The sequence below is a fragment of the Streptomyces sp. NPDC040405 genome (genome assembly GCF_055595765.1).
Genome location: NZ_JBVIVI010000008.1, coordinates 113,329 through 130,210, shown reverse-complemented (window position 1 = coordinate 130,210; position 16,882 = coordinate 113,329). Strand labels below are relative to the sequence as shown.

At 73.6% G+C, this 16,882-nt stretch carries 4 protein-coding genes (1 of these 4 cut by a window edge); all 4 read right to left on the bottom strand.

Annotated elements, in window-relative coordinates:
- Positions 1 to 7 precede the first annotated feature (7 nt).
- Entirely contained in the window at positions 8 to 4,036 is a 4,029-nt protein-coding gene (locus ACZ59A_RS29620; RefSeq protein WP_470964652.1) for a hypothetical protein, read from the bottom strand.
- Between the two features lie 179 nt (positions 4,037 to 4,215).
- A complete protein-coding gene (locus tag ACZ59A_RS29615) occupies positions 4,216 to 4,908 on the bottom strand; it encodes a type VII secretion system-associated protein (RefSeq protein ID WP_470965553.1) in 693 nt (230 codons plus the stop codon).
- Between the two features lie 533 nt (positions 4,909 to 5,441).
- Positions 5,442 to 8,363 carry a lonely Cys domain-containing protein gene (locus ACZ59A_RS29610; RefSeq protein WP_470964650.1) on the bottom strand — a complete coding sequence of 974 codons (2,922 nt, stop codon included), beginning with the start codon at positions 8,361 to 8,363 and terminating at the stop codon, positions 5,442 to 5,444.
- A protein-coding gene (locus ACZ59A_RS29605) for a lonely Cys domain-containing protein (protein WP_470964647.1) crosses the window boundary here: on the bottom strand, positions 8,360 to 16,882 show its end. Its footprint extends 39,276 nt past the window's final position; the window shows 8,523 of its 47,799 coding nt (coding positions 39,277-47,799); its start codon lies beyond the right edge, outside the window — the gene reads right to left on this strand; it ends in the stop codon at positions 8,360 to 8,362. The genes ACZ59A_RS29610 and ACZ59A_RS29605 overlap by 4 nt, the downstream gene beginning before the upstream one ends.

The following is a 16,882-nucleotide window of genomic DNA, read 5'->3' as shown; positions in this document are numbered from 1 at the left end:
GCCTGGTTCAGTCGGACACCGGCCGGTTCGCGGTCTGTCCGAATGGGCCGTCGCACAACTCGGGCCAGCGAGACGGGCCCGGCGCCACCGAGTGGCCGCGCAGCGCCTCGTCCATCCGGTCGAGCGCCGCGCGGTCCGCGGAGTCGAGCTCCCCGGTGCCGGGCTCGGGCTGTGCGTTCGGCGTGGTGAGAGGGACCTCGCGCAACAGGATCAGCGGCGCGTCGCCCTCCTCACGTACATCGAGCACCCGCAGCAGAGTGCCCGGCGGGAACACCACCTCGTCCCGGGCGGCACCCGCTCCGGGCCGGTCGGTCAGCTGGCGCACCCGGCGCCCGGTGACCGAGGAGATGGCGTACTGCGCACCGCGCGGGCGCGGCGTGCCAGGCGCGAGCGGCAGCGCGCACACCGGCGCCGGATCCCGCAGCAGGTCCCCGGGCGCCAGCCCCTCGTCGACGCCCTCCGTCCCGGCGCCGCGGAGCGCCACACCGCGGTACGAGGGCAGCCGACGCAGCCCCGAGGCGAGGCAGGCGGCGTACGGCAGCAGCGGCTTGTCGCCACGGCGGAGCGCGCGGGCCAACTCGTCGTGGCGGAGCGCGCCTTCGGAGGCGTGCAGATACAGATGCAGCGCGATCAGGTCAGCGCGCGCCGCCTCCTGCTCCTGCCCGCGCAGGGCGGGCATCCGGGTGAGCATACGGGCCACGGCGGTCCCGTGCCGGTCCCACACCTTCTCCGCGAGCGCCCGGAACGCGTTGCGTTCGGCCTCGGTGCTGACGTGTCCGGGCTGAAACGGCACCGGTGGCAACGGAGCCGCCACCCGCCGCGGTGGCGCCGGTGGCGCCGGTACCGGGTCTGGCTTCGGGTCGGACTCGGGCTCGGCGGGCTGTTGCGGAGCGGTCGGTTCGGCGGTCTCCTCGGGGTCGGTGGCGGACTCCGTCTCCGTGGGCTCGGGCCTCTTCTCGTCCGGGTCCCCCGAGCCCGAGGACACGCTCATCATCGGCGGCCGCGCCGGAGGTGGCGGCGGCACGTACACGGCCTCCTCGGCAGGCTCCGGCGGCGTGTGGGGTGTCGTTGGTTTGCCACTGGACGGTGTACCGGACTCCGCGTCGCCATCGGACGACGGGGCCGCGTCGGGCGCCGACGATGTGTCGGGCACCGGGAACGAACCGGCCGCGGCCCAGGAGTCGGCACCGAACCGCGGGCCCGACGCCGGTTTCGCACCTGGGGACGGAGACCGGCTGGGCTCCGGTCCTGTGCCGGATGTCGGAGCCGGACCGGTTGTGGGCCGCTCACCATCCGTCTGGCGCGTCCCGGGGGCCGGTGACGCGCTGGGGGCCTGCGGTACGTCGCCATGTGGCGAAGTCGTGCCGGGCCCGGAGGCCGGAGCGGGCCCTTCCGGACCGGGGCGCGGATCCCGAGGCACTCCCGGCTCCGAGGACCCGCCAGCTGATGGAGACGAGCCGCGTGCGGACCACGGCCCGGGCCCTAACCGCGCGCCCGGACTCAGGTCCACACCGGGCGGCAACGGTCTGCCCGGCACCGGGCGATCGCCACGAGCCGACGGCCCGCCGAGGGACAGCGGTACGTCTCCGGACGGGCCGGGGCCGGGGGGCGGAGGTGTGCCCCCTGCCGGGCGCGGGGCGGGGTTCGGGTGCGGGTCAGTGCCGGGCACCGACGGCGAACCGGGCGCGGGAGGCTTGCTGCCGACCGGACGGGAGGCAGGGGTCGTCGGCCCGCCACCCGTCGGACGAGGGCCGGGAGGCGGAGGCGTACCGCCAGCCGGGCGCGGGGCAGGGTTCGGTTGCGGGTCAGTGCCGGGTTCCGGCCGCGCGCCGAGCGCGGGGGGCTTGCTGCCGATCGGACGGGGGCCAGGGGGCGTGCCGCCTGCTGGGCGCGGGGCGGAGTTGGGGTGCGGGTCGGTGCCGGGCACCGACGGCGAACCGGGATCCGGCCGCGCGCCGGGCGCGGGAGGCTTGCTGCCGATCGGACGGGGGGCGGGGGGCCGCGGCCCGTCACCAATCGGATGGGAGTCAGGAGGCGGCAGCATGCCGCCAGCCGGGCTCGGGCCAGGGCCCGGGTGCGTTCCAGGTCGCGGGCCGACGCCAGGCGCCGATGGCGCACCGGGATCCGGCCGCGCGCCGGGCAGGGAAGGCAGGCTGCCCACCGGACCGGAGTCGGGGTCCGACGGCCCGTCACCAATCGGGCGAGGAGGCGTACCGCCTGTCGGGCGGGTGGTGGGGCCGTGGCCCGGGGCCGGTGCTGGGCCCCTGCCGGGAACCGGGCCGCTGCCGGGAGCCGGGCGGCTGCCGGGCAGTGGGGGCGTTGTGCGGCTCGGGCGCGTACCGGGCGCTGAGCCCGCGGCGGCGGCCGAGCCCGTTGCCGCGGCGGCCGCCGGACCGGACACGGCGGCCGCGGTGGTCGAGCCGGGCGTAGCGGCCGCGGTGGTCGGGCCGGGGAGCGCGGGCCCGCCGACTGGTGTTCGGGGGGCGGGAGTTGGGTGGGCGCCCGTGGTGGGGTGGGCTACCGGGGGTGGGGTGGCGCTCGATGTCGGGCGGGGGGCGGGGGCCAGGGCCGGGCGGGGGCTGAAGCGGAGGGTTCGGACACCGTGGCGCGCCGCGATCGCGCGCAATTCGCGGCCGCCGTCCGTGGCCGTGCCGTGTACGTACAGCCGCGCACGGCTGCGTACATCGGCCCCCAGTCTTGCGAACAGCCGGGTGAGTTCGGGCCACAGCGACGGGTCCAGCTCTTCGCCGGGGCGGCCGACTTCGATGGCCGGGCCCTCGGCGTCCACCGCGCGGGTCGAGGCGGCGGGCGCCTGGCCGTCGCGTTCGGTGATCCACAGACCCGCCCGGGTCACCGTGGCCTGCCAGCGGTCGGAGAGCCGGACGATGCCGTGCTCGACGTTGCCGGGGCCCGGCAGCGGCGGGCTCCAGCGCAGCAGGCGCGGGCTCGGGGCGGGGTCGTCCCCCGTGGAGGGGGCGCACACCACGGCGTCCACGAAGGGCCGCCACCGCGTGTTGCCGTCGGCGCCGACGAGTACGGCGCGGGCCACGCCGCGCTCCGTGGGGGCGCTGGGGGCGAGCAGCGGCAGGCCCGTGTAGACCACGATCTCGGTGTCGAGCATTTCGGCGGCCAACTGCCCCGTGCGCAGGATGTCGCGGGGACTGCCGGGGGCGAGCCGGATCCTGGACCACAGCGCGTGCGGCAGGGCCGACAGCACCTCGCCGACGTCGGAGGCCGAGACGTCCCCGCCCTCCGGGACGCCGACCAGCACGGTGGGGCCACGGGGGTCGACGGGCACCGAGTAGCACAGGTCGCCGCGCTGGGGGGCGGTCGCGTGCGGGGAGCGGGCCAGCAGCCCCGCCGGGATCTGTTCGATGACACAGCCGCTGTCGGTGTGCGCGGGCACCTGCTCGACCCCGGGCTGCCAGGCGGGGGCGGGCTGACGGGTGCCCAGGGCGACCGGCTGTACGCCCGGGGAGAAACTCCACCAGCCCCGGCGGTGCGGCGGAGCGGGCTGGACGAAGAGCGAGCCGCCGGGGACCATCTGGACGTCGCCGTCCGGGGCAATCACCTCCAGCTCCCACGCGTCGGCGACCCGCCGGGCCACGGACGGGCGGTCCGGCCGCTCCTCCCCCGCGCCGGACATGACGAGCCGTACGGTGCCGGTGCCCGCCTCGCGCAGCGAGTCGAACACCTCGCCCAGGCGCCGCCAGAACTCCTCCACGGAGGCGCCGGAGGCGGGCGCCGTGCCGGTCACGACGGTGGCGATGCCCGCCTCGGTGCCCAGCACATCGACCAGTTCGTCCACATGGGTCTGGCTGATCGTGGTGTCCAGGGCGGAGCGCAGGAGGATCAGCGCGCCGTACTCCTCGGCGAGCATCACCTCGTCCGGCTCCGCCCCGGGGACATCGGCCCCGTGGGCGCCCAGCGAGGCGGGGGCAGGGGCGGGGGCGGCCGCGGCGGCCTGCTGGTCACCGTGTCCCGCCTTGCCACGGCCGCCGAACCAGCGCGGCCGGCCACCGCCGGAACGGGTCACGTCGTCTCTCCTTCGCACTCCGGCTCGGCCGGGGCAGTGCACCGGCGGGCGATCTCGCCCATGCCGATGCCATCTGGTCGTCGTGCCATGGGTTGAAGTGCCCTTTCACGCCAGGACACTTGGGCTGTAGGCAGTGAATATGACAAACAGGGGTCCCTGTCCAGCGATGGGCCGCAGAACTAGGCTTTCCACTCGTGGTCCGGCAGTTGTACGTCGGTGGCGCGCTGGTCGCGGGTCGCCATCGTCGGCCACTCGACCTCGGACTCCTCGGCCCCGGCCTCCTCCGTGGGCGCCTCGGCCGCGGCGGCCATGATGTCCGCCAGGCCGTCCGTGGTCATCACCATGCTGACGGGGGCGGAGCTGTTGATGCAGAGGCTGTGGCCCTCCGGAAGCCGCTCCAGGAACGCGGGCACCCGCACCCGTTCGAACCCCAGGCGTCCGGCCGCGTGCAGATAGCGGGGCGAGGTGTAGATGGGGACCACCGCCGTGCCATCGGGCGCCGACGCGCTCACCGGTTCGCCGTTGGCCGTGACGAGCACCGCGACCTCGGCCTTGGCGAGTGCGGCGGTGACGTCCTCGGCCGGACCGTAGCCGGTGGTGGCGAGCTGGATGGCGGCGTCCACGTCGTCCTCGGGCTCGGGCCAGCCGAGCGCTTCCGGGGAGGGCTGGTAGTTCTCGTTGTCCTGCCACTCCACGATCTCGCCGTCGTCGTCGGAGCGCCACTGTCCCACCACGGCCCAGTCCGGTGGCGGGCCATCGCCCTTCCACGCGGGGTCGGTCAGGTAGAGCCAGTGGTTCGGCGCCAGCTTGGCGGCCTTGACGAACTCGTCCGGCGGCTCCGGTACTTCGGTGTCCTCGGCCGCCCCGGGCACCGCGCCGTCGGGGGACGTCCCGGGTGCCGGGACTCCGGCGGCCGGTTCGAACTCCGCGAAGCCGGTCGACGGCTCGGCCGATTCGGATGGGGTGACCGCGGCGGAAGCGCCGTTGTCGCTCATGCTGTCCTCGCTTACTGGGCCGACTGGCTCACTGCTGGAATTGCTCGGCATGTGGAATTGCTCGGCATGGTCGATGATGTGCGCGCACCCCGCGGGGTTGCCCGCTGTGCCCGCTCGATTCCCCGGGGCGCGTCGTGCGCATTCCGCCCGGCTCACGCGCAACTCGCTCACCGGTAGGAGTCGGGCCACCGGGGCGGAGGAATCGAGGAACACCAATTCCCGCCCTCGGACAGGCGATCGAGGAGACCGGGCACCGGCATCATCACATGCGCGGGCAGCCTCCCGTCCGGCAACTGAGGAGGTTTTGAGGTTGCCACCACCACGGACACGGCCTCCGCGGGCTCTCGGCCACGTCGTGCGGGGCACGCGCCCGGTGGCGGCGAGAGTCGGGGGCGCGATGGGCACGGCATCTACGGCCCCGCGACGGTGTGGACCTGGGGCGTGGCGGGTGCGGGGGCACCGAAGCTCCCCCGGATGTCACGCGGGCGCACCAGCCCGAGGTCGGTGATGGGCCGCGGCCTGCCGGAAGCGTCCGGCTCCAGGGCGACCGTGGTCTTCCCCGTCCGCGGGTCGGTGTAGAGCGTCGGCTTGCCGAACGCGGACCAGATGCGCCGGCCCGACAGCAGGGCTCCCTGGCCCGGCATGCTGTCCACGACGGACTCGCCGGGACGGGGCCGGGCCCCCTCCACGAGCAGGATGACGTGGACATTCTCGCGGTAGTGGGTCAGCGCCGGGTCGCGGTAGATCAACTCGCCGATCTCGGCGTGCGACACCGGGGTATCGATGACGGCCATGCCACCCTGCTGGTCGGCCCGGAACAGCCAGGGCACCGGGAAGTGCGACGTGTTCGGGTTGTACCAGGGCGCCTTGACCGTGGAATCGGGTACGAGCGACCCGTTGGCCGCACGGCGCAGCAAGGTCACCTTGGTGCCGTCGAAATCGATGGGGCCGATCCGGTTGGCGCCGTAGTCACGGCCGATCCCCGCGCCGCCCGTGGCGGGCAGGAGCGTGGCGTTTTTCAACGCGCCGCGGGACTGGAGGTGGAGTGCGCCCACGTCCGCCGGATTGCCCAGGTCACGGCCGAAGGCCGCCGCCCGCCTCAGCAGTTGGAACAGTTCCATGCGCCGCGCCGGATCGGGGGCGCTCAGGTGGAGCATCCTGGCGCCGGCCGAGTCGACTCGCTGTTGGGCGTGTCGCGGGTCCTCCTGCCTGATCCCGTACAGCAGTTCCCGGACGGCGACCTCGGCCCACAGCATCCGCGACCGCTCCGCGTCGCCCACCTGATCCGTACCCGACAGCTGAAGGGCACTGACGGTGAGGTTGTCGAAGTCGGGCCCCGCCACCATGGCCGCCACTTCCACGACCACCGGCAGCCCGACGAAATCGGTGAGTGGCAGTCGCGGGTCCTGCGCCCGCCGCTCCCCAGCGCGCCTCAGCACGGCCGCCACGGCGTGCGGTCCGGTGAGCTGCGAACCGACAGACTGCCGCGCCTGATACGCCGACACCACACGCGTGAGCAGCTCCACGGTGAACAGGGGGAGACCGGCCAGCTCGGGATCGTTGCGCAGCATCACATCCAGCGCGCCGATCCCCCGCCACAGCTCGGCGAACTCCGCCGACGTCCCGATCCGGGGGTCGGTCGCCCGGCGCAGCAGCCGCACCAGGCGCCGCGCCCGGTCCTGGACCTCCTCCGGCACCGGGTCCGGCCCGGTGTACATCCCGGCATCGCGGGCCAGGGAGTCCAGTTCGGCGGGCTCCGGCTCCGGCACCACCGCCACCGGGCGGTGGACGCGGCCCCGGGGATCGGTGAACGCACCGATGAAGTCGCCGTTGTGCCTTGAGGTACGCGGACTCGTCAGGCTCTGGAAGCCGTACCGCACCCGGCGCTCGTCGTTGGCGTGTTGCTGGGCTTCGGAAACAACGGCCAGCGGGTCGGGGACAAACGGTGGTGGGCCGTAGATCCCCGTCGACCGGATACCCGGGAGTGCCGCGCTGTGGCACGTGATCCGCGCGACGGGGTGTTCCTTGGGCAGCCGGTCCAGGCTCCGCCGCCGCCTCAGGGCACCGGACGTCCGTGAACCGCTGGTGGTCAGCCGCTCACCATCGTTCAGGGCCCAATAGGACACGCCTGGGTCTCCGTGCTTGACCTCGAAGTACGGCATGGGCTCCCCCGCCTCCACCCAAGGCAGCGGCTGCGGCGGACTGGCCTCGTTGGTCGCCGGGTCCAGATGGACGAAGTGCGTCATCGCCGGCAGGTCCAGCGCCGTGAGCATGCTCTTCCGCCAGAAAGTGAACCCCTCGGACAGGGCGAAGGACAGGTGCCCGATCGACCGGTGGTCCGGGCCGATGACCGGGAAGGAGAGCACCCGCTGCTCCCACTCCTCGCTTCCGTCGTCGTCCCGGCGCGCCATGCCCGGATCGGTGAGCAGCCAGTCCGCCGGAAACATCTCGTCCTCGGACACGTCGAGGCCGATCCCCATCCAGGGGAACACGCTCAGGGACAGCAGGAGTGTCGGCCCGCTCGATGCCCACACCGGCCGACCGAGCAGTTCGGCACCGACGCGCACCGGCTCGAGGCTCACGGCGGTCAGGTGGGGAATCACCATCAGCGCGTGAGCGTCGCTCGGCAGACCGCTCAGCACCTCGTCGAGGGCCAGCAGCTCGAACACGACGTCCTTCGGCGCCGCGCGCTGGAAACCGTTCCGGCCCGGCACCCTGACCACGTCCATTTGCCCGTCGGCCACCACCATGTACGGTGCCGGGGCATGGGGCCCGGATCGCCACCCGGCGGGCTCCGGCTGCCCCACGACGGCGAACGTGCCGTCGGACTGTCGGACGAAACGATGGGCGTTGTCCGTGTCGATGGTGCTCGTCTTCAGGTCCAGGTCCGTCCAGTTGACACCCCGCACACCGTTCGCCGTGGTGAAGCGGAACTCGTTGGACAGCGCACCCTTGAGCTTCAGGTAGAAGGCGGAAAGCCGCCTCAGGCCGGGGGCGTTCTCCATGGCCGGGTCCATCGCCACCCGCAACAGATCACCACGGTCGTCCCAGGTCACCGGCGCGTTCTCGGCCAGCATGAGCACATGCCGGGCCACCGCGTCCAGGTCCATCGGCCCGCCGCGCAGCGCGGGGACGCCCGCTCGTAGCGCGTTCAGCCGCCGCAACGCCTCTCGCGCCCCCGTCGGCGCCGGCTGCTGCCCGAAGAAATCCCGCAGGATCCGGTCGAAGTGCGCCTCCGCGTCATACGGGGCCGTGGGCGCGGCCGTCGTGGCGCCCTGCGGCGTGGCCGCGGGGGGTGTGGCGTCGGCGAAGAGGGCCGGTTCGGGGCTCACGAAGCCCCGCGTCGTCGAACCGCCGGGGCCTGGGCGGACACCGCGAAACCCGGGGCCGCCACCGGCGCCCCGTACGGGGCGCCGGCCTGCTCCCAGGCCCGCACGGGGGCGAAGCGCTGGCTCAGGTCGAGCCTGGGCAGCCGCAGGGCCGTCCCGAGCGAATTGGCTGCCGAGAGCAGGACAAGCGGCAGCGCGAGATCGAGCGGCAGCGGCTCGGCCCCGGTCGCGGCGAAGTACGCCCCCGCCTCGTGCCGCAGACCCCGCCACGTCAGCGGGGAACGGTCGCCGCGCACCGCCCGCGCCTCGTCCAGCACCCGGAATCCGTGCAGCAACGCCTCGAACGCCGCGGTGTCGTCCTCCAGCATCGGCCCGTAGATCAGGCGGATCGCCCGCACCCAGCGCAGCACGTCCCCGGCGCGCCTCCGGTCGCCCGTCACCCGCTCGGCCAGCCGGGCGAGCTCCGCGGACGTCGGCTTGGGACGGAACCCCACCCACCAATCGCCCTCGGCCAGCCGGAACCGCGGTCCGGAACGGCCGTCACCGGGGACGATCTCCGGCCGACGCCCAGTGCCCGTGGTCCACAGCTCCCCCACCCAGTTGGCCACCGCCTCGCCCGCGATCGGCCGCTCCAGCGGATCGTGCGGCGGCGGCCCCGCCACATCCGCACCCGTCAGGAGGACCGGCGTTTCCGCGTCCAGGGCGATCAGATCGGGGTCGGCGGCGTAGAGGTAGTCAACGACCCGGGCGTATGCGAACTCCTTGCCGGAACCGTCCCGCATCCCGAGTTCGGCCAGCGCGCCGTTGCCGCCGATGTCCACGAGATACGCCTTGTCGAAGGGCAGCCCCATCGGGTCGCTCTCCGGAACCACCATCCCGGTCGGTCCCTGGTACGCCTGGGACGGGAGCAGGAACGTGAACTGACGCAATTGGGGCAGCAGGCCGTAGAAGTCCTCCCGCCCGTCGCGGTCGCGGGCCGGACGGGAGGAGAAGGCCACCGGCTTCCCCTGCGGGTCCCGGTGCTTGACCCTCTCCACCTGGTCCACCGGCACCCGGGTGCCGTCCGCCGCGTCGACCACCGGCGCCATGGACACCACCGGGGGCAGCTGGGCGGGGTCGGCGAGGACGCCCAGCGCCTGCTCCACACCGTCGAGGATCTGACGGACCTGCGCCCGCGCCTCCGCGGGCACCTGGGGGAAGATTCCGGCCGCCCTGCGAACGGTCTCCAGCAGCAGACGCCGTGTGTCGCCCGGCAGCGGGGTTCCCAGGGCGTAGGCGCCCAGCGCCTCGCCGGCGGCCTGGACCTGGAACACCGACAGCAGCTCCGCGGCCCGGCCGTCGGCCTGGGGCACACCCCTCTGGGCCAGCACCAGGAAGGGGACGAACGCCCTGACCACCTGATTGTTCTTGATGCTCATGACGGCGAGTCGCAGCACGTCGGGCGGGAGCGGAGCCGCGTGCTTCACCGCCCGCTCATAGGCCTTCCGGCTTGTCTCCGACAGGATGGCGACGGCTCGCCGTATCTCCTCCCTGGTCATGAACGGGTGACCGAAGCCGAAGTGCCGCAGCTCGGACAGGAGCAGGGGGACCGACAGCCGGCCCTCGTCGGTGTCCAGGGCCCCGTAGTCCTCCATGCCGACGGTCTGGTACTGGCCGACGGTGTCCCCGGAGGACGTGCGCCCCGTCAGGGTGGCGGTCAGGTGCTCGCGGGGGGTGGGGGCGTCATCGCGCGTGGCGTCGAAAGCCCTCTGGTCGATCTCCTGTCCGAACAGGCCCTGATAGTGCGTCAGGACAGCGGTGAGCTGCTGGGAGAAGATCTGGCTGATCTCGTGGTAACGATGGTCGAGGAATTCTGAGGTGCCGGGCCGCAGGGCCCGCAGGTCGCGGTCGAACGGATGCCGGCCCGCCACCGACAGCAGGTTCTTGACCAGCGGCTCCCGTCCCGATGGCCACATCGCACTGGCCGGCCTCGCGACGACATGGCCGAAGAGCTGCCCCGCGTACCCCCAGACCTCGTCGACCTCCGGGATGGCCGAGAGGAACGGAAGGAACGGGTAGTAGTCCGACGAGGCGCCGCCGCCCATGACGCCACCCAGGTAATACGTGGCGATCAGCTGCCCGAAAGTCCTTCCGGTGGTGAGCAGCGGAAGGTACGCGTCGTTCGCCAGCCGCTCCACCGCGAGCTCCTGGAGCTGTCGGTAACCGATAGTGGCTAAGCCCGCGGTGAGCTGCGTGTACGCGCGGTGGTCGTGATCCGGCAGGTGGGGGGCGACGACGGTCCGCCGGCCGAGCTCGGTGACCTCCCACCCCTCGAGGCCCGCCAGAAGGTCCGACAGCGGTGTGGGGACGCCGGTCCGGTCCGTGATGTCCAGCCTGTCCCGGACCAGTTCGAGCGCGGCCAGCCCCTCCTCCGCGGAGTGCCGGTCCTCTCCTGGGAGCGCGGCCATCGGGTCGACGACGAACTCCACGATGTAGTGGAACCTCTTGACGGGCTGCGGCGCTCCCGGTGCCACCTCGGGCTTCGACTCCGTGACGAGTCCGGTGGCGGGGTCCTGCCAGAACTGCATGACGTCCGTGTAGAGGTCGATGCCGAGGCTGGTGGCCAGGAGCTTCGGCGTGCGCTTCTCCGTGAGGACGAGCTGCCCGGGGTGGTCCGGAAGGTCGGCGGCGACCTTCATCCGCCGGCCGGCGTCGGTCATCTCCCAGCCGGCGAGGTCCGCCAGCAGGTCCGTGAGCGGTACGAGGCCGTCGGGGTGTTGGTCGTCCCGGTCGTGCCGGAGCGACCGGATCTGAGCCAGCGCCTGCTCCGGGGACTGGACCGGCACCCCGGCGGGCGTGGCCGTCGGGTCGGCGAAGATCCGCCCGAAGAAGTAGTCCTCCGGAGCGGGCGCTCCCGGCGCCACCTGGGGCCGTGTCATGTGGAACTGCCCGGTGGCGGGGTCACGCCAGAACCCCCGGGGCTCCATGACGAACCGGACGCCGGGGCCGGTGGCCAGCGTCGTCGGCCCTTCCGGCCTCCTGATGGAGAGGATGTGACGGTCCTCGACCTCCAGCCCGATGGCGCCGTATTCGCGCTCGACGGGCCGGTCGACCAGCGCGTGGCCCAGGGAGGCGGACTCCGTGAAGCCGGGCAGCGCGGTCTCCAGGACCCGCCCCGCCCGGTCGATCACCATGACCCGGGCCTCAAGGGCCGCCATGTTCGGCGGGGCCGCCGACACCCGGCGGCCCGGGCGGGCCGACGGGTCCAGCGCCACCACACGGGCGTTCTGCCCGCCCATGTTGTACGCGGCCCACACATGCCCCGGCTCAACGCCCTGGCGCAGCGCCAGCACGATCGCCAGCGCGCCCCGCCCGGCGTCTGCCACCGCGCGCGCCACCTCGTGCCACGACCGCACCGGACGCCAGCCCGGCCCGGCCACCAGGCCCGTCGCCGCCGCGTCCGGGCCCGCGAGGGTCACCGAGTCGTCGACCGTGCCCGCGCTGCGCACCCCGCCCGGGTGCACCGCGTCCCGCAGGGACTCCGCCAGCCGCAGGCACCGCTGTGCCGACATCACCCCGGCCGGAATGGTGCTCGCCAGACGGTCCGCCACCCCTTCCAGCTGGCGGCGGGTCAGCACCGGACGGGCCATGACGGGGGTGGTCAGCCTGGTGGCCGCCGTACGGTCCGGCGCCGGCTCGTTCGGGGGCGTCACCACGGCCTCCGGCACCGGCTCGGTCACGCCGATCGACGGCACCGGCATCTCGGAGGCCCAGCCGTGCAGCGGGCCGGGGGTGAAGGGCAGGTGGACCGGGCCGCCGAGGGTGCGCAGGACGAGTTCGACGGGCCGCTGTGCGGCGTCGGCGGCGCGGGCCGCCCCTTCCAGGGCTAGCCGGATGTCGGTGGGGAGGGTGACCCCCCGGGTGTTCAGAGCTTCGTCGGACCCGACACCGTCCAGCAGCGCCCGGCGTACGGCGATCAGCGTCCGCCGGGTGTCGGCCGTGACCTCGCCCGCGTCCAGCCACACCTGCGGCCGCGCGTCCTCGCCGACGAAGCCTTCGGCGAGCCGGTAGCCGATCGTCTCGGGGCGCTGCGCCCGCCAGTCGTCGATGCCCTGCTCGGCGAGGACGGCCGGGGCGTCGTAGACCGCCGGGGACGGGCGGGCCGGTGTGATGCCGAGGCCGAGGACGTCCTCCAGGGTGGGGCGCAGTACCAGGTTGCCGGTGACCCAGCGGGTGCCGTTCGGGCCGCTGACCTCCAGCACGGTGTGGGCGCTGAGGGTGTGGCCGAGCACTCCGCTGTCGTCGGGCTCGCCCTCGGTGTTCTCCGATGCCGGCGTCCCGAACTTGAGGATTTCCCGGCGGAAGCCGGTGATTCCGGTGGCCTGGCCCAGGGCGGTGTTCTCCCCCGCGACCGGGACGGTCCCGGCGAGGGTGTCGGTGTTGGCGTCGGTCAGGCCGCCCTTCACCGGCGCGGTCACCGACGGGCTGACGGTCCGGCCGGCGGTGGTCGTGTGGGTGGCGACGGTGGTGCGCAGCCCCTGGGAGAGCACGTCCCGACTGGAGGTCTCCAACTGCGGTTTGTACAAGGCGAGTTCGATGCGGGCGGAGCCGCCGGAGGGCTGCTTGCCGGTGTACCGGGACGCCTGTGCGGGCGTCAGGGCGACCTTGCCCCGCCGGATGAGGTCGCCGATGCGGCGCATGGTGTTCTCGGCGGAGGTCGAGGTCTGGGGCAGGCCGTCGCCGCGCAGCTCCGGGTCGACCTCGCGCAGCGCGTCGGCGAGTTCGTCCATCGCGTCGAAGTCGTAGACGGTGATCGGCTGCGTCGGCGTCCACCGCGCGGTGCCGGACAGCCTGTCCCGTTCGGTATCGCCTGCCGGGGCGGTGGCGGTGGGCCGGGGGTCGGTCAGGTGGAGGTTCGGTGTGATCAGGACCGGGGGCGGGGCGGGCAGCTCCGGGGTTCCGTCCTCGCGCCGTATGGGGGCCTCGCTGCCGGGGAAGCGGAGCGTCACGGTGGCGGGCGTGGCGGGGGCCGGGGCGGGGGCGGGTGGGTTGTTCGTACGGGCGGACGTGTCGCGGCCGAGTGCCCGGTCCATCCAGCGGGTCAGCCCGGCGGTGTCGGCCGCCGACAGCGCGCCTTCGAGCAGGGTGTCGGCCAACTGCGCGACCGAGACGACCCGGTTGGCCAGGAAGCCCAGCGCCGAGTCGTCGAGCCGGGTCGAGGTGACCTCCACCCGGTACTCGTACGGCACCTGGAACTGCGCGGCGGGCCGGAAGGTGCGCGGCCACTCCTGGTGGTTCCTGGTCACGGTACGGGAGGTGCCGAGGGTGCCCGCGGAGGTGAGGGAGGCCGAGCCCCCGGCGCTGCCGGTCCGGTCGGTGCCCGGCGTGAGCGTGAAGCCGCCCGTGCCGCTGAGGGTGAGGGTGAAGCCGGTGCTGCGGGAGGCGGTGAGGGTGCGGGCGCTCGCCGAAGCGGAGTTGATGTTCTCCATGCCCGAGTAGGCCAGCAGCGCGCCGCGCAGCGCCGCCAGGTCGGTGCCCGGTGCCGGGCGGGCGTTGAGGGCCACCTCCACCAGGTGCAGGCCGGTGCGCCCCCGGTAGGGGAAGTGGAAGCGCCGCCAGTGGCGGGCGCCGCTGGACGCCAGCGACCGCATGCCGGTCACGGCGCCCGCCTCCGTGACGCGCGCGTCGAGCCCACGGACGTGGCGGCCGTCTCCCGGCATGAGGGAGCCGGGCGCCTCGCGCTCGACGGCGGTGCGGATCGCCTCGGTGAAGGCGTCGAGCGAGCCGGACGGCAGCACCTCGGGCACGGTGGCGAAGCCCAGCGACCGGCCCCCGGCACGGGCGAAGTACCTCGGCAGCAGCCGGTCCATGGGCAGGTGCAGCGGTTCCAGACCGGCCAGCCGGGCGAGCTGCGGATCCTGCCGGACCACGGTTTCGGTGGCCCAGAAGACCACGCCTCCGGGAACGGTCACGGCGTACGCCACCGAGCTGTGCGGGCCGACGCCGACCGCGTTGGCGAGCGCGTTGCGGTGGCCCTTGCGCAGCAGGGCGATGTATGTGGCGTCGACCCGGAAGCCGTGGAACCGGTCCTTCGCGTGGGCCTCGGAGGTGATCCGGTCGGTGAACGCGGCGTCGGTGTCCGTCCGGCTCCGCGCCACGGCGGTGTTCCGGCCACCGCTGCCGGAGACGCTGCCGGGGCGCTCGCCGGAGTGCGCACCGGTCAGGCTGGTGGCGACCGCCTCGGAGCGGCCGGAGGTGGTGCCGCGCCAGGAGGAGTCGGTGCTGGTGAGGTCGTTCTCCGCGTAGGTGGCGGCGTCGGGGTTGTCACTGGGGTGGCCCGTCCCCTCGTAGACCGCGTTGTGCAGGAAGCCGCGGATCTCGCCCTGGATGTCGGTGCCCATCAGCGAGCCCGAGGTGTCGGCGTCGACGACGTAGACGCCGCGGAAGATCTGCGGCGAGCGGGAGATCAGGCTGGTGGACGACGACGCGGCCCGCAGCACTTCCTGGACCGGGCTCTCGGCGTCGGTCATGGACTTGCCGACGGTCATGTCCCCCAGCCAGTGGGCCGGTTCGGCGAAGGCGGTGATGGCCGAGGGCAGCTTGTCCATGAGGTCGGAGCCGTGGGAAGCGGCCCACTGGAGGATCCGGGCGAGCGCGCCGGGCTCCTCGGCCTCCGGGTCGATACCCCCCAGCAGCTGCCGGAACGCCATGGTCAGCGCGCCACTGCCCATCGCGAGGTCGACATGGGCCTGGCCGGGGAGCAGCACCACGTCCTGCGGGCGGTCGCCGCCGGCGTCCGGTGTCATCCGCGCCTTGCGGAAGTCCGCGGCCCGCGCCCGGCGGATGGTGACCGGGCCCAGCGGGGCGGCCGGGGCGTCGAGGGTACGGGTCAGCGGGACGGCGAGGGAGACGATGCCGTCCTCCGTGTCGAACGTCGCCAGCGGGGTATCGCCGTGCTCCGAGAACACCGTCATGGTGAAGGTGCCGGGGATGTCGAATACCCCGAGCCCGGACTGGGCGTAGGTGAGCATGTCGAGGCCGTACCCGGCGGCGGATCCGGCGGTGTCGCCGGTGATCTGGCGGGTGGCGGAGGCGTTGTAGGGGATGCCGCCCGACACTGTCCAGTTGTGCGGGGCCGGGCCGCTGATCTCGGCGGAGATGTCGCCGAACAGCGACTGGCCGGAGCTGCTGGACTCGCTGCCCGCGACCCCCATGCCGTTGGCGTTCATCAGCGACCAGCCCGGCAGGTTCTTGCGGTGGTGCGGGGAGGTACCGTCCGTCGGCGCCACGGACAGGTCGGCGCCGACCCGCCAGACGCCGTACTGCAGGGGCAGGTCGAAGTAGAGCGGGTGGCCGCCGTCCATGACCGCGCCGAGCGCGCCGCGCAGCCCGATCTGGGAGCGCGCGATGGTGAGCTTGCGGGCGTTGGCGAGCCACGCCTTCAGGATCGCGGGGTCGTTCAGCCAGTCCAGGCGCTGCGGCGTGGTGGGCGCCAGGAACCCCATCGTGCGCAGCAGGGTCTCCAACCGGTCGAAGAGCGGCCCGGTGCCGGTGACCTTCAGCGGGGTGACGTCGACCGGGAGGGCGCGCAGGGACGCCAGCTCCGGTGAGAGGTGGCGCTCCTGGCCCGACTCCACGGGGGTGCCGGTCACATCGGCCAGCGTCGGCACCCGCATGGACTGCCCCTGGGGGCTCGGCAGCGCGAAGGGCGCGGTCCGGCCGCCCTTGGGGAGCACGAGCGTGGCGTAGTACGTGATGTCGGCGTCCGTCAGCAAGTGCGGGTTCTCGCTGACCAGGCTGAACCAGTCGTATGCCGTGCCGCCGGAGTTGAAGGTGCGGGACCGCTGGTGCTTGTAGCCGCCGCCGAAGACGAAGTTGCCGTCCGGGCTGGGGGCACCCTGGAAGGTGGTGGCGAGGGTGAACTCGGCCCGCTCGGCGTTGGAGATCGTCAGCGCGGTCTTGGCGCCCACCGAGTGCAGCAGGTCGCTCTCCAGGACCAGTTTGTTGCTGCTCCTGGCCAGCGCGTCGGGGCTGAGGGAGTTGATCCGCGCCGAGACCTCCAGATAGCCCAGCGGCTCATCGCTGTGGTCCAGGAGGATCGGCGAGGGGTACGCCCCGGCCAGCATCAGCAGCAGGCCCGAGCGCCGGCTGTTCTCGTCCAGGAACCCCCGCAGCGCGGCGGCGGACTCGTCCGACATGCGGCGCAGATGCGGGCGCAGCTGCGGGGCGGCGAGGAACGCGTCGAGCAGTTCGGACGGGTCGTGGATGGTGTCCATCCGGTGGAGCGGCAGCTCGTCGGTGAGGGTCCGCGGGTCCGCGGGGAGGTCGTGCGGGGACACCGGGCCGAACGGGCGCGGTGGCATGTCCTGGGTGAGGTAGTGCGGGAACCACGCGGTGAGCCGGGCGGGCGAGGTCTCGGCGTCGCCCCAGTCGTCCTCGGTGTGGGGCGTGGGCGCGGTGGCGTTCGGGGCGAGTACGGCCGTGAACTGCCAGCTCATCCCGTAGTCGTAGGCGTTCGAGGGCTCCGAGGAGAACGCCAGCGC